This window comes from Streptomyces sp. NPDC079141, assembly GCF_040686775.1.
GTDB lineage: Bacteria > Actinomycetota > Actinomycetes > Streptomycetales > Streptomycetaceae > Streptomyces.
Genome location: NZ_JBFBLP010000025.1, coordinates 1 through 26023, shown reverse-complemented (window position 1 = coordinate 26023; position 26023 = coordinate 1). Strand labels below are relative to the sequence as shown.

25 protein-coding genes, 1 pseudogene and 1 riboswitch are annotated in these 26023 nt (G+C 70.7%); of the genes and pseudogenes, 9 read left to right on the top strand and 17 right to left on the bottom strand.

All coding sequences use genetic code 11. The features are described from left to right. Positions 1 to 59 precede the first annotated feature (59 nt). Both AB0Q90_RS39465 and AB0Q90_RS39460 read right to left on the bottom strand, forming a co-directional pair. Positions 60 to 1208: an ATP-binding protein gene (locus tag AB0Q90_RS39465; protein WP_363165252.1), complete on the bottom strand. Its 1149-nt coding sequence runs from the start codon at positions 1206 to 1208 to the stop codon at positions 60 to 62. Further along, positions 1205 to 1858: a response regulator transcription factor gene (locus AB0Q90_RS39460; protein ID WP_363165253.1), complete on the bottom strand. Its 654-nt coding sequence runs from the start codon at positions 1856 to 1858 to the stop codon at positions 1205 to 1207. The genes AB0Q90_RS39465 and AB0Q90_RS39460 overlap by 4 nt, the downstream gene beginning before the upstream one ends. Positions 1859 to 1975: 117 nt before the next feature. Here AB0Q90_RS39460 and AB0Q90_RS39455 point away from each other — a divergent pair, with 117 nt between their 5' ends. Next, a complete protein-coding gene (locus tag AB0Q90_RS39455) occupies positions 1976 to 2506 on the top strand; it encodes a hypothetical protein (RefSeq protein ID WP_363165254.1) in 531 nt (176 codons plus the stop codon). A 46-nt stretch (positions 2507 to 2552) separates the two neighbouring features. Here AB0Q90_RS39455 and AB0Q90_RS39450 read toward each other — a convergent pair whose 3' ends face one another. After that, a complete protein-coding gene (locus tag AB0Q90_RS39450) occupies positions 2553 to 3992 on the bottom strand; it encodes a gamma-aminobutyraldehyde dehydrogenase (protein WP_363165255.1) in 1440 nt (479 codons plus the stop codon). A gap of 169 nt (positions 3993 to 4161) precedes the next feature. Between AB0Q90_RS39450 and AB0Q90_RS39445 the strand changes: the two genes are divergently transcribed. The 7 genes from AB0Q90_RS39445 to AB0Q90_RS39415 all read left to right on the top strand — a co-directional run bounded on the left by AB0Q90_RS39445 (position 4162) and on the right by AB0Q90_RS39415 (position 10885). Beyond that, positions 4162 to 4692, top strand: a complete 531-nt coding sequence (locus AB0Q90_RS39445; RefSeq protein WP_363165256.1) for an Lrp/AsnC family transcriptional regulator — start codon at positions 4162 to 4164, stop codon at positions 4690 to 4692. A gap of 19 nt (positions 4693 to 4711) precedes the next feature. Further along, a complete protein-coding gene (locus AB0Q90_RS39440) occupies positions 4712 to 6076 on the top strand; it encodes an aspartate aminotransferase family protein (protein ID WP_363165257.1) in 1365 nt (454 codons plus the stop codon). Positions 6077 to 6278: 202 nt separating this feature from the next. Further along, a complete protein-coding gene (locus AB0Q90_RS39435; protein ID WP_363165258.1) occupies positions 6279 to 7019 on the top strand; it encodes an ATP-binding cassette domain-containing protein in 741 nt (246 codons plus the stop codon). Next, positions 7001 to 8365, top strand: a complete 1365-nt coding sequence (locus tag AB0Q90_RS39430; protein WP_363165259.1) for a hypothetical protein — start codon at positions 7001 to 7003, stop codon at positions 8363 to 8365. Before AB0Q90_RS39435 ends, AB0Q90_RS39430 begins: the two co-directional genes overlap by 19 nt. Before the next feature lie 105 nt (positions 8366 to 8470). After that, positions 8471 to 8878 (top strand): VOC family protein, encoded by a 408-nt coding sequence (locus tag AB0Q90_RS39425; protein ID WP_363165260.1) that lies wholly within the window; start codon positions 8471 to 8473, stop codon positions 8876 to 8878. A 23-nt stretch (positions 8879 to 8901) separates the two neighbouring features. Then, entirely contained in the window at positions 8902 to 10026 is a 1125-nt protein-coding gene (locus AB0Q90_RS39420; protein WP_363165261.1) for an LOG family protein, read from the top strand. Positions 10027 to 10228: 202 nt separating this feature from the next. Further along, complete coding sequence (locus tag AB0Q90_RS39415) at positions 10229 to 10885, top strand: LAETG motif-containing sortase-dependent surface protein (protein ID WP_363165262.1); 657 nt, start codon at positions 10229 to 10231, stop codon at positions 10883 to 10885. Between the two features lie 96 nt (positions 10886 to 10981). Here AB0Q90_RS39415 and AB0Q90_RS39410 read toward each other — a convergent pair whose 3' ends face one another. The 10 genes from AB0Q90_RS39410 to rpsB all read right to left on the bottom strand — a co-directional run bounded on the left by AB0Q90_RS39410 (position 10982) and on the right by rpsB (position 21256). Continuing rightward, entirely contained in the window at positions 10982 to 12022 is a 1041-nt protein-coding gene (locus AB0Q90_RS39410) for an ABC transporter ATP-binding protein (protein WP_363165263.1), read from the bottom strand. After that, positions 12022 to 13626, bottom strand: coding sequence for an iron ABC transporter permease (locus AB0Q90_RS39405; protein ID WP_363165264.1), 1605 nt, complete (start codon positions 13624 to 13626; stop codon positions 12022 to 12024). The genes AB0Q90_RS39410 and AB0Q90_RS39405 overlap by 1 nt, the downstream gene beginning before the upstream one ends. 38 nt (positions 13627 to 13664) lie before the next feature. After that, complete coding sequence (locus AB0Q90_RS39400; RefSeq protein ID WP_363165265.1) at positions 13665 to 14747, bottom strand: thiamine ABC transporter substrate-binding protein; 1083 nt, start codon at positions 14745 to 14747, stop codon at positions 13665 to 13667. A 69-nt stretch (positions 14748 to 14816) separates the two neighbouring features. Next, a riboswitch (TPP riboswitch) is annotated at positions 14817 to 14922 on the bottom strand. Positions 14923 to 14946: 24 nt separating this feature from the next. After that, on the bottom strand, positions 14947 to 16053 hold the full coding sequence (gene rlmN / locus AB0Q90_RS39395) for a 23S rRNA (adenine(2503)-C(2))-methyltransferase RlmN (RefSeq protein ID WP_363165266.1): 1107 nt from the start codon (positions 16051 to 16053) through the stop codon (positions 14947 to 14949). Between the two features lie 47 nt (positions 16054 to 16100). Then, a complete protein-coding gene (locus AB0Q90_RS39390; protein ID WP_363165267.1) occupies positions 16101 to 16550 on the bottom strand; it encodes an SRPBCC family protein in 450 nt (149 codons plus the stop codon). A 137-nt stretch (positions 16551 to 16687) separates the two neighbouring features. Further along, on the bottom strand, positions 16688 to 17821 hold the full coding sequence (locus AB0Q90_RS39385; protein WP_363165269.1) for a phosphatidate cytidylyltransferase: 1134 nt from the start codon (positions 17819 to 17821) through the stop codon (positions 16688 to 16690). Beyond that, positions 17821 to 18378: a ribosome recycling factor gene (frr, locus tag AB0Q90_RS39380; RefSeq protein WP_363165270.1), complete on the bottom strand. Its 558-nt coding sequence runs from the start codon at positions 18376 to 18378 to the stop codon at positions 17821 to 17823. Before frr ends, AB0Q90_RS39385 begins: the two co-directional genes overlap by 1 nt. A 129-nt stretch (positions 18379 to 18507) precedes the next feature. Then, positions 18508 to 19260, bottom strand: a complete 753-nt coding sequence (gene pyrH, locus AB0Q90_RS39375) for a UMP kinase (RefSeq protein ID WP_363165271.1) — start codon at positions 19258 to 19260, stop codon at positions 18508 to 18510. A 180-nt stretch (positions 19261 to 19440) separates the two neighbouring features. Next, positions 19441 to 20277, bottom strand: coding sequence for a translation elongation factor Ts (gene tsf / locus AB0Q90_RS39370; RefSeq protein ID WP_363165272.1), 837 nt, complete (start codon positions 20275 to 20277; stop codon positions 19441 to 19443). 94 nt (positions 20278 to 20371) lie between these two features. Beyond that, positions 20372 to 21256, bottom strand: a complete 885-nt coding sequence (gene rpsB / locus AB0Q90_RS39365; protein ID WP_363165273.1) for a 30S ribosomal protein S2 — start codon at positions 21254 to 21256, stop codon at positions 20372 to 20374. 333 nt (positions 21257 to 21589) lie between these two features. Here rpsB and AB0Q90_RS39360 point away from each other — a divergent pair, with 333 nt between their 5' ends. After that, positions 21590 to 22096 carry a M23 family metallopeptidase gene (locus AB0Q90_RS39360; protein WP_363165279.1) on the top strand — a complete coding sequence of 169 codons (507 nt, stop codon included), beginning with the start codon at positions 21590 to 21592 and terminating at the stop codon, positions 22094 to 22096. A 185-nt stretch (positions 22097 to 22281) separates the two neighbouring features. Here the strand turns inward: AB0Q90_RS39360 and AB0Q90_RS39355 are convergent, their stop codons facing one another. From AB0Q90_RS39355 to AB0Q90_RS39340, 4 genes and pseudogenes are all read right to left on the bottom strand, one after another. Continuing rightward, positions 22282 to 22839, bottom strand: a complete 558-nt coding sequence (locus tag AB0Q90_RS39355) for a helix-turn-helix domain-containing protein (RefSeq protein ID WP_363165280.1) — start codon at positions 22837 to 22839, stop codon at positions 22282 to 22284. A 118-nt stretch (positions 22840 to 22957) separates the two neighbouring features. Beyond that, a complete protein-coding gene (whiG, locus tag AB0Q90_RS39350) occupies positions 22958 to 23800 on the bottom strand; it encodes an RNA polymerase sigma factor WhiG (protein WP_363165274.1) in 843 nt (280 codons plus the stop codon). Between the two features lie 281 nt (positions 23801 to 24081). Then, the gene (gene dprA / locus AB0Q90_RS39345; RefSeq protein ID WP_363165275.1) at positions 24082 to 25242 is read right to left on the bottom strand and encodes a DNA-processing protein DprA; all 1161 of its coding nucleotides are present in this window, start codon (positions 25240 to 25242) and stop codon (positions 24082 to 24084) included. Continuing rightward, positions 25239 to 25757: pseudogene (locus AB0Q90_RS39340) on the bottom strand (ATP-binding protein); the annotation flags it as partial. The pseudogene AB0Q90_RS39340 and the gene dprA, both read right to left, overlap by 4 nt. Positions 25758 to 26023: the final 266 nt, after the last annotated feature.

Below are 26023 nucleotides of genomic sequence, written 5' to 3'. Positions count from 1 at the left end.
CCTGTAATTGAACATGTTCAAAACCTTGTGAGGGCACTGAGCCAACGACACCCTGTCGATCACCGGGTGCCGGGCAGGGCGACCTCCACGGCCAGCCCGCCCTCCGGCCGGGTCCGGGCCAGCACCCGCCCGTCGTGCGCCGCGACGACCGCGGCGACGATGGACAGCCCGAGGCCATGGCCGTCCCGCTTCCGCAGCCGTTCCGCCCCCAGCCGTCTGAAGGGCTGGAAGAGTCCGGCCGCCTGGTCGGCCGGTATCAGCGGCCCGCTGTTCTCGATCCGCAGCCCGGGCCGCCCCTGCGCGTCCAGGCCGGTCCACACCCGGACCCAGCTCCCTTCCGGGAGGTTGTGCCGTACGGCGTTGTCGGCGAGGTTGACCACCAGCCGTTCGAGCAACTGAGGGTCGCCGAGCACGGGCGCCGGGTCGAGACGCGCCTCCACACGCGGGCCGGAGCACGGCAGATGTTCCCGGACGACGGCCGCGAGATCGACGTACTCCCGCCGCTCCAGACCGCGTTGGCTGCGGGCCAGGGTGAGCAGCGCGTCGATCAGCCGCTCCTGCTCCTGCCCCGCCGCCCGCACCCGGAGCAGCGCGGAGCGCAGGCTGTCGGCGGAGGCGTCGGAGTCGGCGAGCGTCACATCGGCGATCGCCTGCTGGAGGGTGAGCGGGGTGCGCAACTCGTGCGAGGCGTTCGCGACGAACCGCTTCTGCGCCTCGAACGCGGCCTCCAGCCGGGCGAGTACGGCATCGAAGGTGTCCGCCATCGCCTTCAGCTCGTCGTCCGGGCCGCTCACCGCGAGCCGTTCGTGAAGGTTGTCGGCGGAGATACGGCGGGCGGCCGCGGTCATGGTGCGCACGGGAGCCAGCACCCGTCCGGCCATCAGCCAGCCCAGCGCCACCGAGGCCACCGTCATCACGGCGAGCGCGAGGGCCGACTCGACGAGCAGTTGGTGCAGCTGCTCCTCGCGCAGCACCGACAGCCGTTCCTCGACGTAGGAGGCGATCGTCGGCGCGTCCGGCTCCTCGACCTGGTGTGTCAGCCTGGGCGGCGCGCCCGCGGTGAGCGTCGGCTCGCTGCCCGCCACGAGGAGATAGGTGACGGCCAGCAGCACCGCCCCGGCGACCGCGAACAGCGCGCTGTACAGCAGGGTGAGCCGCCACCGGATGCTGCGCGGGCCCCGCAAGCGCCGGGCCGGGGCGTTCCTCACAGCCGGTACCCCGCCCGCTCGACCGTCTCGATCAGCGGCGGCTCCCCGAGCTTGCGGCGCAGTCGGCTCACGGTGACCTTCACGGTCTGGCTGAAGGGGTCGGCCGCCTCGTCCCAGGCGCGTTCGAGGAGTTCCTCGGCGGAGACCACTCCGCCGCGCGCGGCCATCAGAAGCTCCAGCACTGCGAACTCCTTGGGGCTGAGGGCGAGTCCGTGCCCGGAGCGGGTCACGGTGCGCCGCGCCGGGTCGAGCCGCAGCTCCCCGCGGACCAGGACCGGCGGCAGCGCGGGCTGCGCGCGCCGCGCCAACGCCCTGATCCGGGCCACGAGTTCGGTGAACGCGAACGGCTTGGACAGGTAGTCGTCGGCGCCGAGGCCGAGGCCCGCGACCCGGTCGGCCACGGTGCCGGCCGCCGTCAGCATCAGCACCCGCGCCCTGCTGCCCGCGGCGGTCAGCGTCCGGCACACCTGGTCGCCGTGCAGGCCGGGCAGATCGCGGTCGAGGACGACGACGTCGTAGCCGTTGACCTGGGCGCGTTCCAGTGCCGTGGTGCCGTCGAAGGCGAGGTCGACCGCCATTCCCTCCCGGCGCAGGCCCGAGGCCACGGTCTCGGCGAGTTCTTCGTGGTCCTCGACCACCAGCACACGCATGCGGCCAGTGTGGCGGGCGGCCGGTTACAGGGCGATAAGGGCCGCCGTTCCCGTGCCGTAACCGTGCGGGCTGTTGCGTGGATGCCGTCAACAGCCGCACTGCAACAGGAGGAACACATGCCCGCACCGGCGACCAGGCCCCGGCGGCTCGTTCTCGCCGCCCTGGCCACGATCACGGCCGTCACGCTCGGCACGGTCACCGCATCGGCGGCGACGGCCACGGACACGTCCGGCTCCACCGGCGAACCGCCCCGCAAGGGCCCCGGTCTCGCGGTGGACTACCGGCCGACCGACGGCGCGCCGGACGACGTCAACGAGGCGAACGACGACTTCGCCGCGTGCATGCGCGGCGCAGGACAGACGGTCTTCCCCGACTTCCACGCGGAGAAGGACGAGGACGGCGCGATCCGCCTGCAGGTGAGGATGGTGGCCGCCAAGGGCGAGGACCCGGCGGACCTGTTCGGCAAGGACCACCGCAAGGCGATCAAGAAGTGCGCCCCGATCCTGGAGGAGGCGGGCATCACCCTTCCGTCGGCCCCGAAGGACCTGCCGAAGCCGCCCGCGCACCCCGGCAAGGACGAACTGCCCGAGCTGCGCGAGCACGGCGAGCACGAGGACGGCCGGCCGTCCCTGACCAGCAGCGTCTGAGAGCACGACTGAGGGGGGCCGGGAACCGGCCCCCCTCAGCGGAGCGTCACACGTCCAGCGACGTCATCACGTGCTTGATCCGCGTGTAGTCCTCGAACCCGTACCCCGACAGGTCCTTGCCGTACCCGGACTTCTTGAACCCGCCGTGCGGCATCTCCGCGACCAGCGGAATGTGCGTGTTGATCCACACGCACCCGAAGTCCAGCTTCTTGGACATCCGCATCGCACGGCCGTGGTCCTTGGTCCACACGGACGAGGCCAGCGCGTACTCCACGCCGTTGGCCCACTGCACGGCCTGGTCCTCGTCCGAGAAGGACTGGACGGTGATGACCGGCCCGAAGACCTCGTTCTGGATGATCTCGTCGTCCTGCTTCAGACCCGAGACGACGGTCGGCGCGTAGAAGTAGCCCTTCTCGCCGACCCGGTGGCCACCGGCCTCGACCTTGGCGTGCGCGGGCAGCCGCTCGATGAATCCGGAGACCTGCTTGAGCTGGTTCGGGTTGTTCAGCGGCCCGTACAGCACGTCCTCGTCGTCCGGCTGGCCCGTCTTCGTGTCGGCCGCCGCCTTGGCGAGCGCCGACACGAACTCGTCGTGGATGGAGGCCTGGACGAGCACGCGCGTGGCGGCCGTACAGTCCTGCCCGGCGTTGAAGAAGCCCGCCACGGAGATGTCCTCGACGGCCTTGGCGATGTCGGTGTCCTCGAACACGACGACCGGCGCCTTGCCGCCCAGCTCCAGGTGGACCCGCTTGACGTCCTTGGACGCGGACTCGGCGACCGACATGCCGGCCCGGACCGAACCGGTGATGGAGGCCATCGCCGGGGTCGGGTGCTCGACCATCAGCCGGCCGGTGTCACGGTCGCCGCAGATGACGTTGAAGACGCCCTTGGGCAGGATCGAGCCGATGATGTCGGCGATCAGGACGGTGGAGGCCGGGGTGGTGTCCGACGGCTTCAGCACGACCGTGTTGCCGGCCGCGATCGCCGGGGCGAACTTCCATACGGCCATCATCATCGGGTAGTTCCACGGCGCGACCTGCGCGCAGACGCCGACCGGCTCACGGCGGATGATCGACGTCATCCCGTCCATGTACTCGCCGGCCGAGCGGCCCTCCAGCATCCGCGCCGCACCCGCGAAGAAGCGGATCTGGTCGACCATCGGCGGGATCTCCTCCGACCGGGTGAGCCCGGTCGGCTTGCCGGTGTTCTCCACCTCGGCCGCGATCAGTTCCTCGGCGCGCTCCTCGAACGCGTCCGCGATCTTCAGGAGGGCCTTCTGGCGCTCGGCGGGAGTGGTGTCGCGCCAGGCGGGGAAGGCCTGGGCGGCGGCCTCCATGGCGGCGTCGACGTCCGCCGACCCCGACAGTGGCGCGGTCGCGTACGCCTCTCCCGTCGCGGGGTTGACCACCTCGGTGGTCCGTCCGTCGGCGGCGTCCCGGAACTCACCGTCGATGTAGTTGCGCAGACGACGCAGCTCGGTGCTCACTGCCGGCCTCCTGTGTCAGGTCGAACTGTCCAATCACTGAGACACCCACCCTAGTCGGCGACCTGACGTTTTCAACAGCCCTACCACCACCAGATCTGCGAAATCCGCAAGTCTCGGCTACGTAAACAACGAATTTCATCGCTACGGCCTTGCAAAACTGTCGAGACGCGTGCACAGTGAACTCGTGGCCAGTCGAAGCGCAGACCCCAGGGACTCCCGCGAGTCCCCCCGCGAATCCAGGAACGGCAGCTCGCCGCACCTGGACGCCGTCTCCCTCGCCATCATCGAACAGCTCCAGGAGGACGGCCGCCGGCCGTACGCAGCCATCGGCAAGGCCGTGGGCCTCTCCGAGGCGGCCGTGCGCCAGCGCGTCCAGAAGCTGCTCGACCAGGGCGTGATGCAGATCGTCGCCGTCACCGACCCGCTCACCGTGGGTTTCCGGCGCCAGGCGATGGTCGGCATCCATGTCGAGGGCGACGTGGAGTCCGTGGCCGACGCACTGACCGGCATGTCCGAATGCGAGTACGTGGTGATGACCGCAGGCTCCTTCGACCTGATGGTGGAGATCGTCTGCGAGGACGACGACCACCTGCTGGAAGTCATCAACCGCCGCATCCGAGCCATCCCCGGGGTGCGCTCCACCGAGAGCTTCGTCTACCTGAAGCTCAAGAAGCAGACCTACATGTGGGGAACCCGATAGCCGTGAGGACCCGATAACCGTGAGCACCAAGGACCTCAGCCAGACCGCGTACGACCACCTGTGGATGCACTTCACCCGCATGTCCTCGTACGAGAAGTCCCCCGTCCCCACCATCGTGCGGGGCGAGGGCACCTACATCTACGACGACAAGGGCAGGCGCTACCTCGACGGTCTCGCGGGCCTGTTCGTGGTCCAGGCCGGCCACGGCCGCACGGAACTCGCCGAGACCGCCTTCAAGCAGGCGCAGGAGCTGGCCTTCTTCCCGGTGTGGTCCTACGCCCACCCCAAGGCTGTCGAGCTCGCCGAGCGGCTCGCGAACGAGGCGCCCGGCGACCTGAACAAGGTCTTCTTCACCACCGGTGGCGGCGAGGCGGTCGAGACCGCCTGGAAGCTCGCCAAGCAGTACTTCAAGCTCACCGGCAAGCCCACCAAGTACAAGGTCATCTCCCGCGCGGTCGCCTACCACGGCACCCCGCAGGGCGCCCTGTCCATCACGGGTCTGCCGGGCCTGAAGGCCCCCTTCGAGCCGCTGGTCCCGGGTGCGCACAAGGTCCCGAACACCAACATCTACCGCGCCCCGCTCTTCGGCGACGACCCGGAGGCCTTCGGCCGCTGGGCCGCCGACCAGATCGAGCAGCAGATCCTCTTCGAGGGCCCGGACACCGTCGCGGCCGTGTTCCTTGAGCCGGTCCAGAACGCGGGCGGCTGCTTCCCGCCCCCGCCCGGCTACTTCCAGCGGGTGCGCGAGATCTGCGACAAGTACGACGTCCTGCTGGTCTCGGACGAGGTCATCTGCGCCTTCGGCCGCCTCGGCACGACCTTCGCCTGCGACAAGTTCGGCTACGTCCCGGACATGATCACCTGCGCCAAGGGCATGACCTCGGGCTACTCCCCGATCGGCGCCTGCATCGTCTCCGACCGCCTGGCCGAGCCGTTCTACAAGGGCGACAACACCTTCCTGCACGGCTACACCTTCGGCGGCCACCCGGTCTCCGCGGCCGTCGGCCTCGCCAACCTCGACCTGTTCGAGCGCGAGAACCTCAACCAGCACGTCCTCGACAACGAGGGCGCCTTCCGCGCCACGCTGGAGAAGCTGCACGACCTGCCGATCGTCGGCGACGTCCGCGGCAACGGCTTCTTCTACGGCATCGAGCTGGTGAAGGACAAGGCGACGAAGGAGTCCTTCAACGACGAGGAGACCGAGCGCGTCCTGTACGGCTTCCTGTCGAAGGCGCTCTTCGACAACGGCCTGTACTGCCGTGCCGACGACCGTGGCGACCCGGTCATCCAGCTGGCCCCGCCGCTGATCTCGAACCAGGAGACGTTCGACGAGATCGAGCAGATCCTGCGCGCGACGCTGACGGAGGCGTGGACGAAGCTGTAACCTCCGGCGGTTTCACGCCCCCGGCCCCCAGCGGTTCCGCGGCCCGGGTGCACCCATGCGAGTGAGAAGGGTGCACCCGGGCCGCGTGCTGTCCGGCGTTTCTGCCCCGGATCCTTAGCGTGCCTGGTAACCGATCGGCCCTGCTGTCGTTCCCCCGCACGGGGGATGGCAAGGCAAACGGACCAGAACGAGGTGTACGCGCATGGAGGCCCCGCCCGACAACGATGTGCTCTGGGCCCGTGCCCTGCACTTCACCCACCACGACGGCTCGCCGGGGCTCGGCGGCGTCTCGCTCGGCGTGCGGGAGGGCGAGATCCTCGCCGTCAGCGGCCCGCGCGGCAGCGGCAAGACGACGCTGCTCAGCTGCCTGTCGGGGTTGGTCCCCGCCCAGCGCGGCGAGGTCTGGTTCAACAGCGTGCCGGTGCACACCATGGGCCCGATCACCCGTGAGCGACTGCGCCGCGACCGCTTCGGCTGGATCGACCCGGAACCCACGCTGGTCCCGGAGCTGAACGTCTGGGAGAACGCCGCCCTCCCCCTGATGCTGCGCGGCACGGGCCGCCGCCGCGCCAAGACGGCCGCCCTGGAGTGGCTGGACCGCCTCGACATCGGCGACGGCGCCCGCCGTCGCCCGCGGGAACTGACCCAGGCGCAGCGCCAGCGCGTCTGCATCGCCCGCGCCCTGGCCACCGCCCCGACCGTCCTGTTCGCCGACGAGCCGACGGCGCCGCTGCACCGCGCCGACCGGGCCCATGTCCTGCGCACGCTCACCACGGCCGCCCGCTCGCACGGCATCACGGTCGTCCTGGCGACGCACGACGCGGAGACCGCCGCCCTCGCCGACCGCACGGTCTCCCTGCTGGACGGCCGCCGGGTGAACACGGTCCATCTGCCCCCGGTCACCGAGGCGGAAGGCCGGGCCGCGTGCTCGCTCTCCGTCTGACCCGCCGCGCCCGTCCCGCCGTACAGCTGCGCCGCCTCCTGGTCGCGGCGGCGTCGGCGGGCACGGGGTTCCTGCTGCTGTGCACCCTCGGCCACGCCCTCACCCACCCGGACTCCCCCGGCTCCTCGTTCCTCCGGCTGACCTGGTGCGCGGCGCCGCTCGCCGCCACGGTGTACTTCGCGGTCGCGGTGGCCCGCACCGACCCCGGCACCCGGCCCCGCCCGGGCCTCGCGGCGATCGGCCTGGGCCCGGTGCGCCTGATGGCGATCTCGGCGACGACGACCGCCCTCGCCACCCTCCTCGGCTCGATGCTGGCCCTGCTCTTCTTCCTCCACCTGCGCGGAGACCTGACGGGCATGCCCTTCGACGGCGCGGCAGCGGACTTCCTCGCCGCGGCCGAGCCGCTGCCACTCCCGGCGGCCCTGACCCTGCTGTCCCTGACACCGGCAGCGGCGTCCGTGGCGGTGGCCGTGGTGCTCCGCCCACAGGAGAAGAGGCCGACCACGCCCCAAGGCCCCAGGGGCTTCGGCCGCTTCGGCGCGTACGGCAGATCGGGCGCACGGGAGACGTTCGGGACGTACGGCAGATTCGGCGCCCGTCGGCGTAACGCCGCCCCGTCTGTGGGCAGTCGTGCCGCTGGGGCGGCCCCGCTGCCACAGAGAGGCGGCACCCCGCAAGCACGGGCGAGCGAACCCACCCCCACGCCGGCCCCCACCCCGGACACCCCACCACCGACGGCCACCCCACCCGGCCTCCCCTGGGGCACAGCCGTCCTCGCCGCAGGCCTGGCCGTCGAGGCGTACGCCGGCACGGCCGCCAACCCCACGGCCCCCATGCCCACCGGCCTCCCCTCAGGCCCCACCGCCGTGCTCGTCGGCTGGGCCCTCACCGCAATCGGCCTCGCCCTCGCCGGCCCCGGCCTCACCCACCTCTGCGGCCGTCTCCTGCAGTCCCTCCACCCCGGCGCCCTCCGCCTCCTCGCCGGCCGCGTCCTCATGGAGGAGGCCACCCGCATCGGCCGCCCCCTGGGCGTCGTCTGCGCCGTCGCCTCCGCCGCGTACGCCATGGCCGCCGTACACGACCCGACCGGCACCGCCCCCGTCTTCGGCCCCCTGACCACCCTCGGCGCGACGGTCGTCACCGGCTGCACCGTGGCCACCTTGCTGACCGCCGCCGTAGAGGCCCGGCAGGCCCGCGCCGACACCACCGCGGCGCTGCTCCGGCTCGGCGCCCCGGCCACGATGCTGCGCAGTGCCGCCGCCCTGCGGGCCGGTGCCCTCCTGGCGGTCTTCGGCCCGCTCACCGTGATCGTCGCCGAACTCGCGGCCCTCCCCCTGGCCCGCTGAGAAATCCGCTCGAAAAAAATCACGGAACCGCGATGAGTTCGCCAGGGCGCCCCGGTCTACCCCACCGAAAGCACCGACCAGCCGCCTCGATGGGAGAAACCCCCCATGTACCAGCAGATGATCTTCGTGAACCTGCCCGTGACCGACCTCGACGCGTCGAAGAAGTTCTTCACGGAGCTGGGCTACTCGATCAACCCCCAGTTCAGCGACGAGAACGCGGCCTCCGTCGTGATCAGCGAGACCATCGTGGCGATGCTGCTCACCAAGCCGTTCTACGCGACGTTCACCGACAAGGAGATCGCGGACGCCACGAAGACCAGCGAGGTGCTGATCTGTCTGAGCGCCGAGAGCCGCGACAAGGTCGACGAGCTGGTGGAGAAGGCCGTCGCCGCCGGCGGCACCGCCTCGGCCAAGATCCAGGACATGGACTTCATGTACGGCCGTGCCTTCGACGACATCGACGGCCACACCTGGGAGGTCGTATGGATGGACCCGGCCGCGGTCGCGGGCTGAACCGCCCTGTCTAGCATGGGCGGGTGCAGACGATGCCCGCCCATGCGGCCCACCACAACGACCGCGAGATCGAGACGCTGGAGGAATTCGACGCGACCGTCGCCGCGCGCGGCACGCTCGCCGGATTCCGTGTCCAGGCCGTCGACCTGACGGACCGTACCCGCGAACTGCTCGGCACGGACACCACGGGCGCCGTCTTCCTCGGCTGCCCGATGCGCGAGGACGCGGCCGCGAAGATCCGTGCGGACGGCGCCGTCATCTTCCCGCCGATCCCGGGCCTGCCCTTCGACCCCTACCGCGGTCTGGTCTACTCGCCCGACGAGCTCTTCGCCGCCCTGTCGGACGGCGGCTACGAGGCCACGCCCGACGCCCGCGCGTATGCCTGGTTCCAGCGGACCAAGGCGGACGGGGACATACTCGCCTCCATGCTGCGCGCGATCCACGACGACTCCGTCTCGGACGCGCTCGACGAACTCCTGTCCGGCGCCCGGGTGGTGGGTGTCATGGGCGGCCACGCGATGGGGCGCGGCACCGAGGAGTACGCCGGAGCCGCCCGCCTCGGCCGCGAGCTGGCCCACGCCGGCTTCACGGTCGCCACCGGCGGCGGCCCTGGCGCCATGGAGGCGGCCAACCTCGGCGCGTACGCCGCCCCGTACGACGACGCCATGCTCACCGAGTCGCTCGAACTCCTCGCCACGGCACCGAAGTTCACCCCGTCGATCACCGCCTGGGCCACGGCGGCCTTCGAGGTCCGCACCCGCTGGCCCAAGGGCGGCCCCTCGATCGGCATCCCGACCTGGTTCTACGGCCATGAGCCGCCGAACCCGTTCGCCGCGCACATCGCCAAGTACTTCGCCAACGCCACCCGCGAGGACGGTCTGTTGGCCCGCTCCAACGCGGGCGTCGTCTTCCTGCCGGGCGCCGCCGGGACCGTACAGGAGATCTTCGACAACGCGACGCCGAACTACTACGAGTCGCGGGGCGAGCCCACGCCCATGGTCCTGGTGAACCGGGCGCACTGGACGGAGAAGCTGCCGGCCTGGTCCCTGTTGCAGTCGCTTGCGCGGGAGCGGTCGATGGAGTCCCGTATCGCCCTGGTCGACCGGATCGAGGAGGCTCCGGAGGCCTTGAAACGTCTCGGCGGTTAATAAGAGGGCAAAGCCAATGTCCTTGGCCTGCATATGCGTTGACACTGCTTACGCGGCGCTTATAAACCTGTGAGCCTCCTGGGAGCGATGGTGCTCGCGCGCCGTCGCTCCCGCCAACCCCCCGCATTTGCGCAACATGTGAAGGACCAACGTGGCAGTCCTGGCAGCTTTGCCCATATCCCGCCGTACCGTCGCACGTTCCGTGCGCGCCCTCGGCGTTGCCTCCGCCTCGGCCGCGCTCGCGCTCGGTGTCGCCGGCAACGCGGTCGCCTGCAATATCAACGAGTTCTCCGCCGAAGCCAAGTGCGACGGCGACAACGGTGTCATCACCGTGACCGACGTGGACCCGACCGGAGTCCCGGCCGTCGTGACCGTCTACCTCCAGAACAACGGCGCCGACCTGAAGAAGATCGGCGAGCAGACGGTCAAGGGCTCGCGCGAGGGCGTCACCATCACCTTCGCCGAGAACTGGAAGCCGAACGCCGAGTACCGCATCCACGTCAAGGCCGGGAACCAGGTCGACGAGGACATCAAGCCAAACCTGACCACCCCGTCCACGGCCTGCAAGAAGGAGGAGACGCCGCCCGCTTCGGACACCCCGACGCCGACGCCCTCGGCCTCCACCCCGGCCGAGGAGACCCCGTCCCCGACCCCGACGCCGTCGGAGAACGAGAGCACCACCCCGGCGGACACCCCGAGCAACGCCCCGTCGGCCGCGGCCGGTGACTCCAACCTCGCCGAGACCGGCGCGAACTCCAACACCGGCCTGATCGCCGGCATCGCGGTCGCCCTGGTCGCCGTCGGCGGCGGCGCCGTCTTCTTCGGCCTGCGCCGACGCGGGGCGAACAGCAACCGCTGACGCTCCCGGCGCGGGCCGCCCTCGGGTTGCCCGCGCCCCGAAGGGGCGCGGGGAACTGCGCGACCAGCCACGACGAAGTCGCAACCAGCCACCGACCTATCGCGGCGCTCCCAGCGGAACGCCGAGCACTACGACGTCGGCCGCCTCGAACTCCACCCCCACCTCGTCCCCCACCCCCGGCGCCTCCCGCAACGCACACGCCGCCTCCAGCCGAGGCGCGTCCTCGGGTTGCAGGTGCACGGCGACATGGGTGCCCTTGAAGGTCCGCGCGGCCACCGTGCACCGCAGCCCCGCCTCCACGTCCACCAACCGCACCCCGGCAGGCCGGACGAGCAGCGTGCACGCGCCCTGCGGAGCGTCGTCCGGCACCGGCAGCTTGCCCCACGGCGTGTCCGCGGCCTGCCCGGCGACCGTCGCCGGCACCACGTTGTCGAAGCCGAGGAAGCGGGCCACGAACTCGTCCGCAGGCCGCTGCCACACCTCAAGAGGCGTACCGGACTGGGCGATCCGCCCGTCCCGCATCACCACGACCCGGTCGGCGAGCGCGAAGGCCTCGCCCTGGTCGTGCGTCACGGCCAGCACGGTCGTCCCCAACTCGCTGAACAGTTCCCGCAGTTCGACCACCAGCCGCTCCCGCAGCGAGCGGTCGAGCTGCCCGAGCGGCTCGTCGAGCATGAGCAGCCGCGGCCGGGGTGCCAGGGCCCGGGCCAGCGCCACCCGCTGCTGCTCCCCGCCCGAGAGCGCGGCCACGGCCCGCCGGCCGGCCTCCGGCAGCCCGACGAGGTCGAGCAACTCCGTTACGCGGTCGGCCCGTTGCCCCTTGGTCGCCCCACGCATCCGCAGCCCGAACGCGACGTTCCCGGCCACGTCCCGCTGCGGGAACAGCTGGTGGTCCTGGAACATCAGCCCGACCCCGCGCCGATGCGCGGGCACGCCGGCCTGGTCCCGCCCGTCGAGCGACACCCGCCCGGCATCGAGCGGCTGCAACCCCGCCACCGCCCGCAGCAGCGTCGACTTGCCGCTGCCGCTGGGCCCGAGCACGCACACCACCTCGTGCTCGGCGACCGACAGATCGACGCTGTCCAGTACGGCCCGCCCGCCGAACCGCACGGTCGCGCCCTCAAGACTCAGCAGCATCAGAACTCCCCCGTCCGGTCCGCGCCCCGCAGCCGCTCCAGCATCAGCAGGGCCACCGCGCACACCACCATCAGCACCGTCGAAAGGGCCATCGCCTGGCCGTAGTTGAGCTGCCCGGCCCGCCCCAGCAGCTTGGCCACGGCGACCGGCAGCGTCGGGTTGTCGGGCCGCGCGATGAACACCGTCGCCCCGAACTCCCCCAGCGACACCGCAAAGGCGAACCCGGCCGAGATCAGCAGCGCACGCCGCACCATCGGCAGGTCCACCTCCCGCCACACCCGCCACGGCGACGCCCCGAGCACGGCCGCCGCCTCCCGCAGCCGATGATCCACGGCCCGCAGCACGGGCAGCATGGTCCGTACGACGAACGGGACGCCGACCAGCGCCTGCGCGAGCGGCACCAGGATCCACGAGGACCGCAGATCCAGCGGCGGCTCGTCGAGGGAGATCAGGAAGCCGAACCCGACCGTCACGGCGGACACCCCGAGCGGCAACATCAACAGCGCGTCGAACCCGCGCACGAACCGGCCCGCGTCCCGCCGGGTCAGCGCGGCCGCGGCCAGTCCGCCGATCAGCACGGCGATGAGGGTGGCGACGGCGGCGTACTCCAGCGAGTTGCCGATCGCGTCGATCGGCGGGACCAGGAAGACACCGCTGTCGGAGGAGGTCAGCGCCCGGTAGTAGCCGAAGTCGGGGGCGTCGAGGGACCGCTGCACCAGCACGGCCAGCGGCAGCAGAAGCAGGACGACGACACTGGCGAGGACCCCGGCCAGCAGCGCCCACTGCCCGGCCCCGCGCGGCCGGCGCGCGGTCTGCGAGGCGTCCACCAGCCGCAGCGCGGTCTCCCGCCGCCGGACGGTCCAGGCGTGCAGCGCGAGGATCGCGCCGACGGCCGCGAACTGGACGATCGTGAGGACGGCGGCCGTGGACAGGTCGAAGATCTCGGAGGTCTGCCGGTAGATCTCCACTTCGAGGGTGGAGAAGGTCGGGCCACCGAGGATCTGCACCACACCGAAGGAGGTGAAGGTGAACAGGAAGACCATCAGGGTGGCGGCGGCCACGGCCGGGCCGAGGGCCGGCAGGGTGATCTGCCGCCAGGCCCCGAAGCGGGACGCGCCGAGCACCCGCGCGGCCTCCTCCTGCCGCGGGTCGAGCTGCGCCCACAGGCCGCCGACGGTCCGCACGACGACCGCGTAGTTGAAGAAGACATGCGCCAGCAGGATCGCCCACACCGTGGTGTCCAGCCGTACGCCCCACAGCTCGTCCAGCAGTCCGCCCCGGCCGACCAGCGCCAGGAAGGCCGTACCGACGACGACCGTGGGCAGCACGAACGGGACCGTCACCACGGCCCGCAGGACCTGCTTGCCGGGGAACTCGAAGCGGGCGAAGACATAGGCGCCGGGCAGCGCGACCAGCAGGGTCAGCGCGGTGGAGGCGAGCGCCTGCCAGGTGGTGAACCACAGGACGTGCCGGATGTCGGACTGGCCGAGCACGTCCGTGATCCGCCCGAGCTGCCAGGCCCCGTCGACCTTGAGGCCGCGGGCGACGATCGCGGCGACGGGGTAGGCGAAGAAGACGCCGAAGAACGCGACGGGCAGGGCCATCAGGCCGAGCCGCGCCGCGTACGTCCGACGGGGAACCGCTACTTCAGTACGAGCGAGGTCCACGACTTGACCCACTGGTCACGGTTGGCGGCGATCTTGTCGGGCGCCATGGTCTGCGGATCCTCGGCCGCGGGACCGTACTCGCTGAACTCGGCAGGCACGCTCGCCCCCTCGACCACGGGGTAGACGAACATGTTCAGCGGCATGTCCTCCTGGAACTTCTTGCTGATCAGGAAGTCGATCAGCGCCTTGCCGCCCTCGCTGTTCCCGGCGTTGCTCAGCAGGCCCGCGAACTCGACCTGCCGGAAGCAGGTGCCCTCCGCGACCCCGGTCGGCGCGGTCGTCGGCTTCGGGTCGCCGTAGATGACCTCGGCGGGCGGCGAGGAGGCGTACGACACGACGAGCGGCCGGTCGGCCTTGGCGGCCTTGCCGCCGGCGGAGCCGGAGAACTCCTCGTTGTAGGCCTGCTCCCAGCCGTCGACCACCTTGACGCCGTTGGCCTTGAGCTTCTTCCAGTAGTCCTGCCAGCCCCCATCCCCGTACTGCGCGGCGGTGCCGAGCAGGAAGCCGAGGCCGGGCGAGGAGGTGGAGGCGTTCTCGGTGACGAGGAGGTCCTTGTACGCGGGCTTGACCAGGTCGTCGAGGGTCGACGGCGGGGTCAGGTCGTGCTCCTCGAAGTACTGCTTGTCGTAGTTGACGCAGATGTCGCCGTAGTCGACGGGCGTGACCCGGTGCTCGTCCCGGTCGAGCTGGTACTGCTCGTCGACCTGGTCGAGGCCCTTCGCCTCGTACGACTGGAAGAGCCCGTTGTCGAGCGCGCGGGACAGCAGGGTGTTGTCGACGCCGAAGAAGACGTCGCCCTGCGGGTTGTCCTTGGTCAGGATGGCCTTGTTGACGGCCTGGCCGGCGTCGCCGTCCTCCAGAACCCTGACCTGGTAACCGGAGCTCTTCTCGAACGCGGCGAGGACGTCCTTGGAAACGGCCCACGAGTCGTGGCTGACGAGCGTGACCGTCTTGGACCCGCCGGAGCTCTGCTCGTCATCGGACGACGACCCGCACGCGGACAGCGTGACGAGCCCCAGCCCGACGGCCAGAGCCGTGGCCTTCTTGGTGATGCTCACTGATTCCTCCTGGAGTGACCAGGAAGAGACGCGGCCCTGCCCGGAATCCCTCCGGGCAGGGCGCAACAGCTAGAGTGACGACCGATCTCCCTACCCAGAATGACCTGGGCCAGGTTCAGAGGGTCTGCGGCCTGTGCCGCACTCTCAGCGCTGTGGCGCTCCCCTGTCGGAATATGAAGATGTACGTACGCCGATCAGACTACCGCTCGGTGGCCGCGAGCTGACCACACGCCCCGTCGATCTCCTGCCCACGGGTGTCCCGGATGGTGACCGGCACCCCGTGCGCCGCGATGGCCTCGACGAACGCCTTCTCGTCCTCGGGCCGTGACGCGGTCCACTTGGAGCCCGGAGTCGGGTTCAGCGGAATCAGGTTCACATGGACCGGCTTGCCCCTGAGCAGCCGCCCGAGCCGGTCGCCCCGCCACGCCTGGTCGTTGATGTCGCGGATGAGCGCGTACTCGATGGACAGCCGGCGCCCCGACTTCTCGACGTACTCGAACCCGGCGTCCAGGACCTCGCGCACCTTCCAGCGCGTGTTCACGGGGACGAGGGTGTCGCGCAGCTCGTCGTCGGGCGCGTGCAGCGAGATCGCGAGCCGGCACTTGAAGCCTTCGTCGGCGAACCGGTGGATGGCCGGGACGAGACCGACGGTGGAGACGGTGATACCGCGCTGCGAAAGCCCCAGCCCGTCCGGCTCGGGATCGGTGAGCCGGCGGATGGCGCCCACGACCCGGTTGTAGTTGGCGAGCGGCTCGCCCATCCCCATGAAGACGATGTTGCTCAGCCGCGCCGGCCCACCGGGCACGTCGCCGTCCCGCAGCGCCCGCATGCCGTCCACGATCTGGTGGACGATCTCGGCGGTGGACAGATTCCGGTCGAGACCGGCCTGTCCGGTGGCGCAGAACGGGCAGTTCATCCCGCACCCCGCCTGGGAGCTGATGCACATGGTCACCCGGTCCGGGTACCGCATCAGCACCGACTCGACGAGCGTCCCGTCGAACAGCCGCCACAGCGTCTTGCGGGTGTCGCCCTGGTCGGTCGACAGATGCCGTACGACCGTCATCAGCTCCGGGAACAGCTCCTCGCGCAGCTTGGCGCGCGACCCGGCCGGGATGTCGGTCCACTGGTCCGGGTCGTGCGCGTACCGCGCGAAGTAGTGCTGCGAGAGCTGCTTGGCACGAAACGGCTTCTCCCCGACCGCCGCGACGGCGTCCTTACGCTCGGCAGGCGTGAGATCGGCAAGGTGCCGCGGCGGCTTCTTGGCTCCGCGGGGGGCGACGAATGTGAGTTCTCCGGGCTTAGGCATGGCCATACCAGTGTCGCAGATCGTTGGGTGTGGCCAGTCCCGCCCGATTACGCGGTCATCTGCTCCAGCCGCTCCTTCAGCAGTTGCTCGTCCCGGGGCAGCTCCTTGCGGACCTGGGGACGGACGACGAGGGGCACCAGGGCCTTGCCGAGGCCGTGGCCCTCGAAGTCGATCTCTATCGTCACGCGGGAGCGGCGCCCGTCGTCGAGCGGCTCGATCCGGCCGTGGGTGCGCGGCCTGACGGGACCTTCGACGCCGTGCAGATCCCAGCTGTACGGAGGCTCCATCGCGTCGAACTCCACGGTCATCGGAATCTCGCGGTTGCCGATGCGGCGGATGACCTTGACCCGGGAGCCGGGATGGACGGGGCCCTCTTCGAGCGGCTCCGCCTTGACGGCGCTCAGCTGCCATTCCGGCAGGTGGGACGGGTCGGTGATGTAGGCGTAGACGTCTTCGGGAGTGCGGTCGACGTCGATCGATTCTCGGATGGCGGACATGGGTGAACCCCCTTTGAGGGTGTACACCCAAATCGTCCCACCGCCCCGACCGCACCGCCATGGACAGAAGCCCCCGGCCCGTAACGAGCAGGGGGCTTCGAGAGCCGCGGGGCCGGGGCCCGTCGTCGGCCGGCCCCTCAGCTGGACCCGACGAACCAGACCAGCAACAGCCACACCACAGGAGCCGTGGGCAGCAGCGAGTCCAGCCGGTCCATGATCCCGCCGTGCCCCGGGAGCAGCGTGCCCATGTCCTTGATGCCGAGGTCACGCTTGATCATCGACTCGCCGAGGTCGCCCAGCGTGGCGCTCGCCGCGACCGCGAGGCCCAGCAGGAGCCCCTGCCACCAGGTGCCGTCGTCGATCAGGAACTGCATGCACAGCGCGCCCGCGACCATGGCGAACGACACCGCCCCCAGCAGCCCCTCGCGGGTCTTGCCGGGGCTGATGCGCGGGGCGAGCTTGTGCTTGCCGAAGCGCCAGCCGATGGCGTACGCGCCCGTGTCGCTGACCACGGTCAGCAGCAGGAACGTCAGGACGCGGGCCGGACCGTCGTCGGCGGTCAGCATCATCGCGACGAACGTCGCCAGGAAGGGGACGTAGAACGCCGCGAAGACACCCGCCGTGACGTCCTTGAGATAGCCCTCCGGCGGTTCCGTCATCCGCCAGACCAGCACGGCCAGCGCGGTCAGCGCCATTGCCACCCAGGCGCCCTCGGCGCCCCGGACGTATCCGGCGACGACCATCGCCGCGCCGCCGACCGCGAGCGGGACGAGCGGCGCCCTGATGCCCTTGCGCTCCTGGAGGCGGGAGGTCAGCTCCCACAGTCCGACCACGACGGCGACGGCGATCACGCCGACGAACACGGCCTTGACGACGAACAGCGATACGACGATCACCGCGCCGAGACCGACGCCGACACCTATGGCCGCGCCCAGGTCGCGCCCCGCGCTCTTCTTCTGCGGCTGGGGCGCCGGCTGCGGGGCGTCGGGCATGGGCTCCGGATTCTCAGGTACGGCCCGGTAGGGCTGCGCCTGCGGCGTCTCGTCGCGGAACAAGGGGCCGCTCAGCCGAGCGGCCCCCCGGTCGTCATCCTGGTCGTCGCCGTATCGAGGTACAGCGGGTCCGTCGGGCACGATGGGCATGGGGCGAGTCTGCTGCGCCTCAGGCGCATCGTACGTGGGACCCGCCGGGGCAGCCCCCTGGACAGGCCCCTGGTCGGACGGCCCCCAGTACCCGGCTTGTGGCGGCGCCCCCCAGGAAGAGTCGTTCATCAGACCTCAAGAAGCTCCGCTTCCTTGTGCTTCAGGAGCTCGTCCACCTGGGCGACGTACTTGTGCGTCGCGTCGTCGAGCTCCTTCTCCGCACGACGGCCCTCGTCCTCGCCGACCTCGCCGTCCTTGACGAGCTTGTCGATGCCGTCCTTGGCCTTGCGGCGGACCGAGCGGATGGACACGCGCGCGTCCTCCGCCTTGCCCTTGGCGACCTTGATGTAGTCGCGGCGGCGCTCCTCGGTGAGCTCCGGGAACACCACACGGATGATGTTGCCGTCGTTGCTCGGGTTGACGCCCAGGTCGGAGTCGCGGATCGCCTGCTCGATGTTGCGCAGCGCGCTCTTGTCGAACGGGGTCACCACCGCCATGCGCGGCTCCGGCACGGAGAACGAAGCCAGCTGGTTGATCGGCGTCGGCGCACCGTAGTAGTCGGCCACGATCTTGTTGAACATCGCCGGGTGCGCACGGCCGGTGCGGATCGCGGCGAAGTCCTCCTTGGCGACCACGACGGCCTTCTCCATCTTCTCCTCGGCTTCGAGGAGGGTCTCTTCGATCACCACTTGCTCCTGCGTGTCTTGAGTAGGCCCGGCTGCGGTTCCTTGGTGGGGCGGCGGCCGGCTGCGTCGCGTCTTCTTCCTGCACGGTTCCCGACCGGCAGGACATTGTCCATCCCCCGGTCAGGGTCATCAGCCGTGGCTGACTTGGTCACCCACAAGCGTGCCGATCTTCTCACCCTTGACGGCGCGCGCGATATTGCCCTCGGCCAGGAGCTCGAACACCAGGATCGGGAGCTTGTTGTCGCGGCACAGGGTGATCGCAGTGGCGTCGGCGACCTTCAGATCGCGCGTGATGACCTCGCCGTAACCGAGGGAGTCGAACTTCACCGCGTCCGGGTTGGCCTTCGGGTCGGAGTCGTAGACCCCGTCCACGCCGTTCTTGCCCATGAGCAGCGCCTCGGCGTCGATCTCCAGGGCGCGCTGGGCGGCGGTGGTGTCGGTGGAGAAGTACGGCATGCCCATACCGGCGCCGAAGATGACCACGCGGCCCTTCTCCAGGTGGCGCACGGCGCGCAGCGGGATGTACGGCTCGGCGACCTGGCCCATGGTGATGGCGGTCTGCACGCGGCTGTCGATGCCCTCCTTCTCCAGGAAGTCCTGGAGGGCGAGGCAGTTCATCACGGTGCCGAGCATGCCCATGTAGTCGGAGCGGGCGCGGTCCATGCCGCGCTGCTGGAGCTCGGCGCCGCGGAAGAAGTTGCCGCCGCCGATGACGACCGCGATCTGCGCGCCGTCGCGCACGACGGCCGCGATCTCGCGGGCGATCTTGTGCACCACGTCGGGGTCCACGCCCAGGCCCCCACCGCCGGAGAAAGCCTCTCCGGACAGCTTCAGCAGATACCGGCCGCGTACTTTGCCGTCGTCGCTCTTCTGGGTGGTCATCGGATTCTCCTCGTGGTGCACATACGAAGAAGGCCACTGCCGATGGGAATCGATTCGCATCCCATGCGCGGCAATGGCCTCCTCGTCAGATCTGCTGTCGTCCGCCACGCGCGTGCGTGGCGGCGTACCGGACGACTGCTGACGACCCTATCGGGCCCGCGCGTCGCTCGCGGTACGGACTCAGATGCCGACCTTGATACGCGTGAAGCGCTTCAGGGTGACACCGGCCTCGTCCAGAACCTTCTGGACCGACTTCTTGTTGTCGAGCGCGTACGGCTGACCGAGCAGCGTGGCGTCCTTGAAGAAGCCGTTGAGGCGACCCTCGACGATCTTCGGCAGGGCGGCCTCGGGCTTGCCCTCGGCGCGGGTGGTCTCCTCGGCGACGCGGCGCTCGGACTCGACGACCTCGGCCGGCACGTCCTCCTTGGAGAGGTACTTCGGCGCGAAGGCGGCGATGTGCTGGGCAACGCCCTTGGCCAGCTCGGCGTCGGCCTTGTCCAGCTCGACCAGGACACCGATCTGCGGGGGCAGGTCGGGCATGGTGCGGTGCATGTAGGCGAAGACGAAACCGTCGGCGAACTGCGCGAAGCGGTCCAGGACGATCTTCTCGCCGAGGTTGGCGTTGGCCTCGTCGACGAACGCCTGGACGGTCTTGCCGGCCTCGATCTCGGAGGCGAGCAGGGCCTCCAGGTCGGCCGGGGAGGTCGCGGCGACGTGCTGGGCGATCTGGTTGGCGGCGGCCTGGAACTTCTCGCCCTTGGCGACGAAGTCCGTCTCGCACTTCAGCTCGACCAGGACACCGGAGGTGTTGTCGTCGGCGATGAGGGAGACCACGGCGCCGTTCTCGGCGGAGCGGCCCTCGCGCTTGGCGACACCCTTCTGGCCCTTGATGCGCAGCGCCTCGACGGCCTTGTCGACGTTGCCGTCGGCCTCGTCCAGGGCCTTCTTGCAGTCCATCATGCCGGCGCCCGTGAGCTCACGGAGCTTCTTGACGTCGGCGGCGGTGTAGTTCGCCATGATTCCTGGAATCTCTCTCGAAGTCTGAAGATCTACGGGCCAAACGGCGGGGGCTGGTCGGCCCCCGCCGTCAAAGACCCGAAGGGGTGAGGGGTCAGGCCTGCTCGGCCTCGGCGGCCGGGGCCTCAGCGGCCGGGGCCTCGGCAGCAGCCTCAGCCGGGGCCTCGGCGGGGGCCTCGGCGGCAGCCGGAGCCTCCTCGGTCTTCTTCTCGCCCTCAAGCAGGTCGCGCTCCCACTCGGCAAGCGGCTCGCCCGCGGCCTTCTCGCCCTTGCCCTCGGTGGCCACACCGCTGCGGGCGATGAGGCCCTCGGCGACGGCGTCGGCGATCACACGGGTGAGCAGGGTGACGGAGCGGATCGCGTCGTCGTTGCCCGGGATCTTGTAGTCGACCTCGTCGGGGTCACAGTTGGTGTCGAGGATGGCGACGACCGGGATGTTGAGCTTGCGGGCCTCGCCGACCGCGATGTGCTCCTTCTTGGTGTCCACGATCCAGACGGCGCTGGGCACCTTCTGCATCTCGCGGATACCACCGAGGGTCTTCTCCAGCTTGGCCTTCTCGCGCGAGAGCACGAGAAGCTCCTTCTTGGTCAGACCGGAAGCGGCGACGTCCTCGAAGTCGATCTGCTCAAGCTCCTTGAGGCGCTGCAGACGCTTGTAGACGGTGGAGAAGTTGGTGAGCATGCCGCCCAGCCAGCGCTGGTTGACGTAGGGCATGCCGACGCGGGTGGCCTGCTCGGCGATGGCCTCCTGCGCCTGCTTCTTCGTGCCGACGAACATGACCGTGCCGCCGTGGGCGACGGTCTCCTTGACGAACTCGTAGGCGCGGTCGATGTACGACAGCGACTGGAGCAGGTCGATGATGTAGATGCCGTTGCGCTCGGTGAAGATGAAGCGCTTCATCTTCGGGTTCCAGCGACGGGTCTGGTGACCGAAGTGGACGCCGCTCTCCAGCAGCTCCCGCATCGTGACGACGGCCATGGCCGTTCTCCTTGAGTTTCTCGGTTGTGCCGCGGAAGCCGGACGGCTCCCGCGCCTGACGCCCGCGTGCGCCGTGCCGCAAAGGACCGAGGAGCGCTGACAACAGGTCGTTTTGTCGACCCGATGTCGGGGCGTGCGAAGTCGACCCGGTGACCCGGATCGCCAGAAGAAGTGTACGGGACCCGCGAGGCAGCGGGTGACGCGGCTGTCCACAACCAGGCGGTGGTCCACAGATCCCGGCCGTGATCTCCGCCGGTGGGCGAGCCTTCCGGCATGCGAGCGCAACGATGGATGAGCGCGGTGGCCACGGTGGTGTCGGCACTGCTGCTGACGATGACGGGCGGTGGGACGCCCCTGACCACGGTGGGCGCCGAGACGCCCGTGCCTGCCGTGGCCCGCGCCTGGCCGGTCGGCACACGCCCCGCCGTGCTGCGCGGCTGGGAACCCCCGCCTACGCCCTACGCCCGCGGCCACCGCGGGGTGGACCTGGCGGCCGCACCCGGCACTCCGGTACGGGCGGTGGCGGCGGGCCGGGTCTCCTTCGCGGGGCGCGTGGCGGGACGGGGCGTGGTCTCGGTGGAACTGACCGCCACGGGCACACCACCCCTACGGACTACGTACGAGCCGCTGCACCCCTCGGTGCGCAAGGGCGACGAGGTGGCGGCGGGCGAGGTGGTGGGGACGGTGGAACAAGCGGGACCGCACTGCGCGACGGGTTGCGTGCACTGGGGCCTGCTGAGCGGCAGGACGTATCTGAACCCGCTGTCGCTGCTGCCGCCGTGGCTCCTGCACGGGGGCAGATCGAGACTGCTCCCGGTACTGGGCGTACCACTCCCGTGAGCCACAACGCCCGCCCCGGCAGACGGTGCAGCCGTCGACCCTGCGGGCGGTCGTGCCGCTGGGGCAGCCCCGCTGCCACGGAGAGCCGGCGCCCCGCCGGCGCCGGGCTGCGCGACCCACCCCCGGTCGGCACCAACCCGCGGCACCCCGTCAGCACCGGGTCGCGCGAGCCACCCCCGCCGGACTCAGCCGCGAACCCCCCGCAACGCCATGGAAACCGCGGCGTCCGTGATCGCCGAGGGATCCTCCGCAGCCCCCAGCTCGATCCGCCGCACGGCCGCGTCCACCACGCCCTGGAGCAGCATCGCCGCCAGCCGGGGCTCGGCGTGCCCCATGTCCCCGAGAGCCTCGACGATCATCGCGACGAGCCCGCCGTGTGCCGCCCGGATCTTCTCCCGGGCCCCCGCGTCCAGCTCGCTCGCGGAGATGGCGACCACGGCCCGGTGTCGCCGGTCACCGACCAGCGCCAGCTGCCGGCGCACATACGCCTCGACCTTGGCCTCCGGCTCCTGAGCCGCGGCCATTGCCGCCTCGACCTCAGCCGCCCAGACGGGGAAGTCGACCGCGCACAGCTCCTCGACCACGGCGGCCCGCGACCGGAAGTATTCGTAGACGGACGACCTGGCAAGCCCCGTCCGCTCGGCGAGGGCCGGGAAGGTCAACGCCTCCGTCCCGCCCTCGGACAACAGGGAACGAGCCGCGTCCAGCAGGGCGGCTCGCTGCATCGACCGGTGCTCGGCCACGGAGGCCGCTCGAATCCTTGGCACGTCAACCACTCTACGGACGTGCCACCCCCAGCGGGAGTGACTCGGGTCAAGCAGGCACGATTCGTCGAGGTCAGAGCAGCGAACACGGGGTCGGTCAACGGCCGAAACTCGCCAGCTTCGCGCGCAGCTGGAGCACCGACTTGGTGTGGATCTGACTGACCCGGCTCTCGGTCACGCCGAGCACATTGCCGATCTCGGCGAGCGTGAGGCCCTCGTAGTAGTACAGCGTGACGACGGTCTTCTCCCGCTCGGGCAGGGTGTTGATGGCCCGTGCCAGGAACCGCCGCAGCTCCCGGTCCTCGGCCACCTCCACCGGATTGTCCGCGGCCGTGTCCTCCAGCGTGTCCATGAGGCTGAGCCGGTCGCCGCCCTCGCCCCCGACGTGCAGCAGCTCCTCCAGCGCCACCACGTTGGCCAGCGACAACTGGCTGAAGACCGCGTGGAGTTCGTCCACCGCGATGCCCATCTCGGCGGCCACCTCGCCCTCCGACGGCGTCCGTCTCAGCCGCGCCTCCAGCGTGGCGTACGCCCGCTCCACGTTCCGCGCCTTCTGCCGCACCGAGCGCGGAATCCAGTCGAGGGCCCGCAGCTCGTCGATCATCGCGCCCCGGATCCGCGTGATCGCGTACGTCTCGAACTTGATCTCCCGGTCGATGTCGAACTTCTCGATCGCGTCGATGAGCCCGAAGACCCCGGAGGACACGAAGTCGGCCTGCTCCACATTGGGCGGGAGCCCGACGCTCACCCGCCCCGCCACGTACTTCACCAGCGGCGAGTAGTGCAGGATCAGCTGCTCGCGCAGCCGCTCGTCCCCCGTCGCCTTGTACGACCGCCACAGCTCGTCGAGCGTCGAGGGAGCGGGCGGCCGCACGCTGCCACCGTCGCGGGCGGCTGGGGGGATGGCCGCCCGGTCGGACCCGGAGGTGTGCTGGGGCATTCGTCGCCTTGTGCCGTTCTGCCGTGAAGTGGGGCTGCCTGGGTGAGCTGTCGGTCTGATGGGGATCTGGTGTCGAGTTGCCGGTCTGCGCCGGAATCCTCGTGAGCGTAGCGTGACTGGAGTGTCGCGGTGTGCGAAGGGCAAGGCGTGAAGTGTGCGCAGATACGTTCCGCTAGGACCCCCCACGGACCTGCCGGTCGCTCTGCGTGATCGGTCACTGACGTCAACTGCGGGGATTTCCAAGGGCTTCGGGGTTCCCTCGGACGGCCGAACACGCTCGGTCAACATCGGCCTCCCTCGCCACGGACCGAGATCAACGCCTGGCGTGTCAACTTCCAGCCATCGCCGTGTCGTTCGACGTAACCAAGTGATCGGAGTTCGTACAGTCTGGCGATGGCGTCGTCCTGCGTCGTCTGCGCGCCGCGGGCGATCTCGTCCACCGGCGCCGCGCGGGCGCCGGGCAGCGCGGCGAGAACACCGCGGGCGGCGGGTTCCAGCAGGTCGCGCGGCAGCACGGGCCCGCGCCGGTCCGGGGCGAGCTCTCCCATGTCCCCCACCAGCTCCACGACTTCCGCGGCATCGGTGACCAGCGCCGCGTCCCCGCGCAGCAGTTCGTGCACACCGGCGGACAGAGCGCTGGTGGCCGGTCCCGGCACGCCCATCGTGTGGCGCCCCAGCCGCTGCGCCGCGCGTGCCGTGACCAGCGAGCCACTGCGATGCGCCGCCTCGACGACGACGGTGCCCCTGGTGAGCGCGGCGATGACCCGGTTGCGCACGATGAAACGGCTCGGCGTCGGATGGTCGCCGGGCGGCAACTCGCCTACGACGAGCCCCTGTTCCGCGATCCTGCCGATCAACTGGGCGTGCCCGCGCGGATAGGGCCGGTCGATGCCGCAGGCGAGTACGGCGACGGTGGCACCGCCTGCGCCGAGCGCACCTCTGTGGGCGGCGCCGTCGACGCCGTAGGCCCCGCCGGAGACGACCACCCAGCCGCGTTCGGCGAGTCCGGCGGCGAGGGTGGCGGCCATGTGCGCGCCGTACTCGGTGCAGGCGCGGGCGCCCACGACGGCGACGGATCGCAGCGCCCACATCCGCAGGCTGGGCCGCCCCCGTACCCACAGGCCCAGAGGGCGGGCGTCGCCGAGGTCGTCGAGCTGGCCCGGCCACTCGGCGTCTCCGGGGCACACGAAGCGCATGCCCGCGTCCCCGGCCAGGGCGAGGTCCCGCTCGGGCTCGGCCCGCTCGGCCCGGGCCAGCAGCCCGGCCCACCGCTTGTCGCTGATGCCGGCGGGCCGCGCCCCTCTCCCGCGCAGCCGCCGCACCACCTCCGCGACCCCCCACTCCCGCACCCACCGCCCGCCGACCTCGTCGCCGGGCTCGACGACCCGCCCGAGGAACACCCGGCCGACCCGCTCGCCGTCCGCTTCGCCGCCGCCGGTCACGTCAGCGCCCCGATGGCCATGGGGACGCCCCGCGGGACCCCGGTGCGCAGTTGCAGGGCCAGGGCGACGTCGCTGGCGTCGGGTCGGTCGTGGCCGACGAGGTCGGCGACGGTCCAGGCGACGCGCAGGACGCGGTCGAGGCCGCGGGCGGTCAGCACACCCCGTTCGAGGTTGCGCTCGGCCTCCTCCATCGCGCCGGGAGCCGACTGCCACCGGCTGCGCAGCTCCCGTCCCGGCACCTCGCTGTTGGTCCGCCACGGGGTCCCCGCCATCCGGGCCGCCGCCCGCTCCCTGGCCGCCCGCACCCGGTCGGCGACCGTCGCCGTGGACTCGCCCCGGGCCCCGCGCTCGGTGAGCTCGGCGCGGGTGACCCGGTCCACCCCCACCCGCAGGTCGACCCGGTCGAGCAGCGGCCCGGACAGCCGGGCCTGGTAGCGGCGGATCGTGGCGGGCGGGCACTCGCAGAAGTCGTCGGTACGGGAGAAGCGGCCGCAGGGACAGGGATTGGCCGCGAGCTTATGAGGGTCGTTCATCCTGTCCGTTGTCCGCTCTAGGCGTCAGCCCCACTCACCCGCAGCCCGCACACGAACATCCCGCGCCGACGGCCGACGCGGGATGTTCTCTCTTCCTCTGTCACTCTGCGCAACCACGGTCACAGTGGGCCCGGCGACCCTGCCAGCCTCAGTCACGGCAGTTGTAGATCTGGTCATGGCTGATCTTGGAGGACGTGTCGGTGCTGGTGGCAGGCTCGCGCGACAGCTTGATGGTGTCGGCGCCAGGT

Coding starts and splice junctions, on each gene's coding strand:
- AB0Q90_RS39460 (WP_363165253.1), bottom strand. CDS start 1,858: ATGCGTGTGCTGGTGGTCGAGGACCACGAAGAACTCGCCGAGACCGTG.
- AB0Q90_RS39455 (WP_363165254.1), top strand. CDS start 1,976: ATGCCCGCACCGGCGACCAGGCCCCGGCGGCTCGTTCTCGCCGCCCTG.
- AB0Q90_RS39435 (WP_363165258.1), top strand. CDS start 6,279: ATGGAGGCCCCGCCCGACAACGATGTGCTCTGGGCCCGTGCCCTGCAC.
- AB0Q90_RS39425 (WP_363165260.1), top strand. CDS start 8,471: ATGTACCAGCAGATGATCTTCGTGAACCTGCCCGTGACCGACCTCGAC.
- AB0Q90_RS39410 (WP_363165263.1), bottom strand. CDS start 12,022: ATGCTGCTGAGTCTTGAGGGCGCGACCGTGCGGTTCGGCGGGCGGGCC.
- AB0Q90_RS39405 (WP_363165264.1), bottom strand. CDS start 13,626: ATGGCCCTGCCCGTCGCGTTCTTCGGCGTCTTCTTCGCCTACCCCGTC.
- rlmN (WP_363165266.1), bottom strand. CDS start 16,053: ATGCCTAAGCCCGGAGAACTCACATTCGTCGCCCCCCGCGGAGCCAAG.
- AB0Q90_RS39390 (WP_363165267.1), bottom strand. CDS start 16,550: ATGTCCGCCATCCGAGAATCGATCGACGTCGACCGCACTCCCGAAGAC.
- AB0Q90_RS39385 (WP_363165269.1), bottom strand. CDS start 17,821: ATGAACGACTCTTCCTGGGGGGCGCCGCCACAAGCCGGGTACTGGGGG.
- pyrH (WP_363165271.1), bottom strand. CDS start 19,260: ATGACCACCCAGAAGAGCGACGACGGCAAAGTACGCGGCCGGTATCTG.
- tsf (WP_363165272.1), bottom strand. CDS start 20,277: ATGGCGAACTACACCGCCGCCGACGTCAAGAAGCTCCGTGAGCTCACG.
- rpsB (WP_363165273.1), bottom strand. CDS start 21,256: ATGGCCGTCGTCACGATGCGGGAGCTGCTGGAGAGCGGCGTCCACTTC.
- AB0Q90_RS39360 (WP_363165279.1), top strand. CDS start 21,590: ATGACGGGCGGTGGGACGCCCCTGACCACGGTGGGCGCCGAGACGCCC.
- whiG (WP_363165274.1), bottom strand. CDS start 23,800: ATGCCCCAGCACACCTCCGGGTCCGACCGGGCGGCCATCCCCCCAGCC.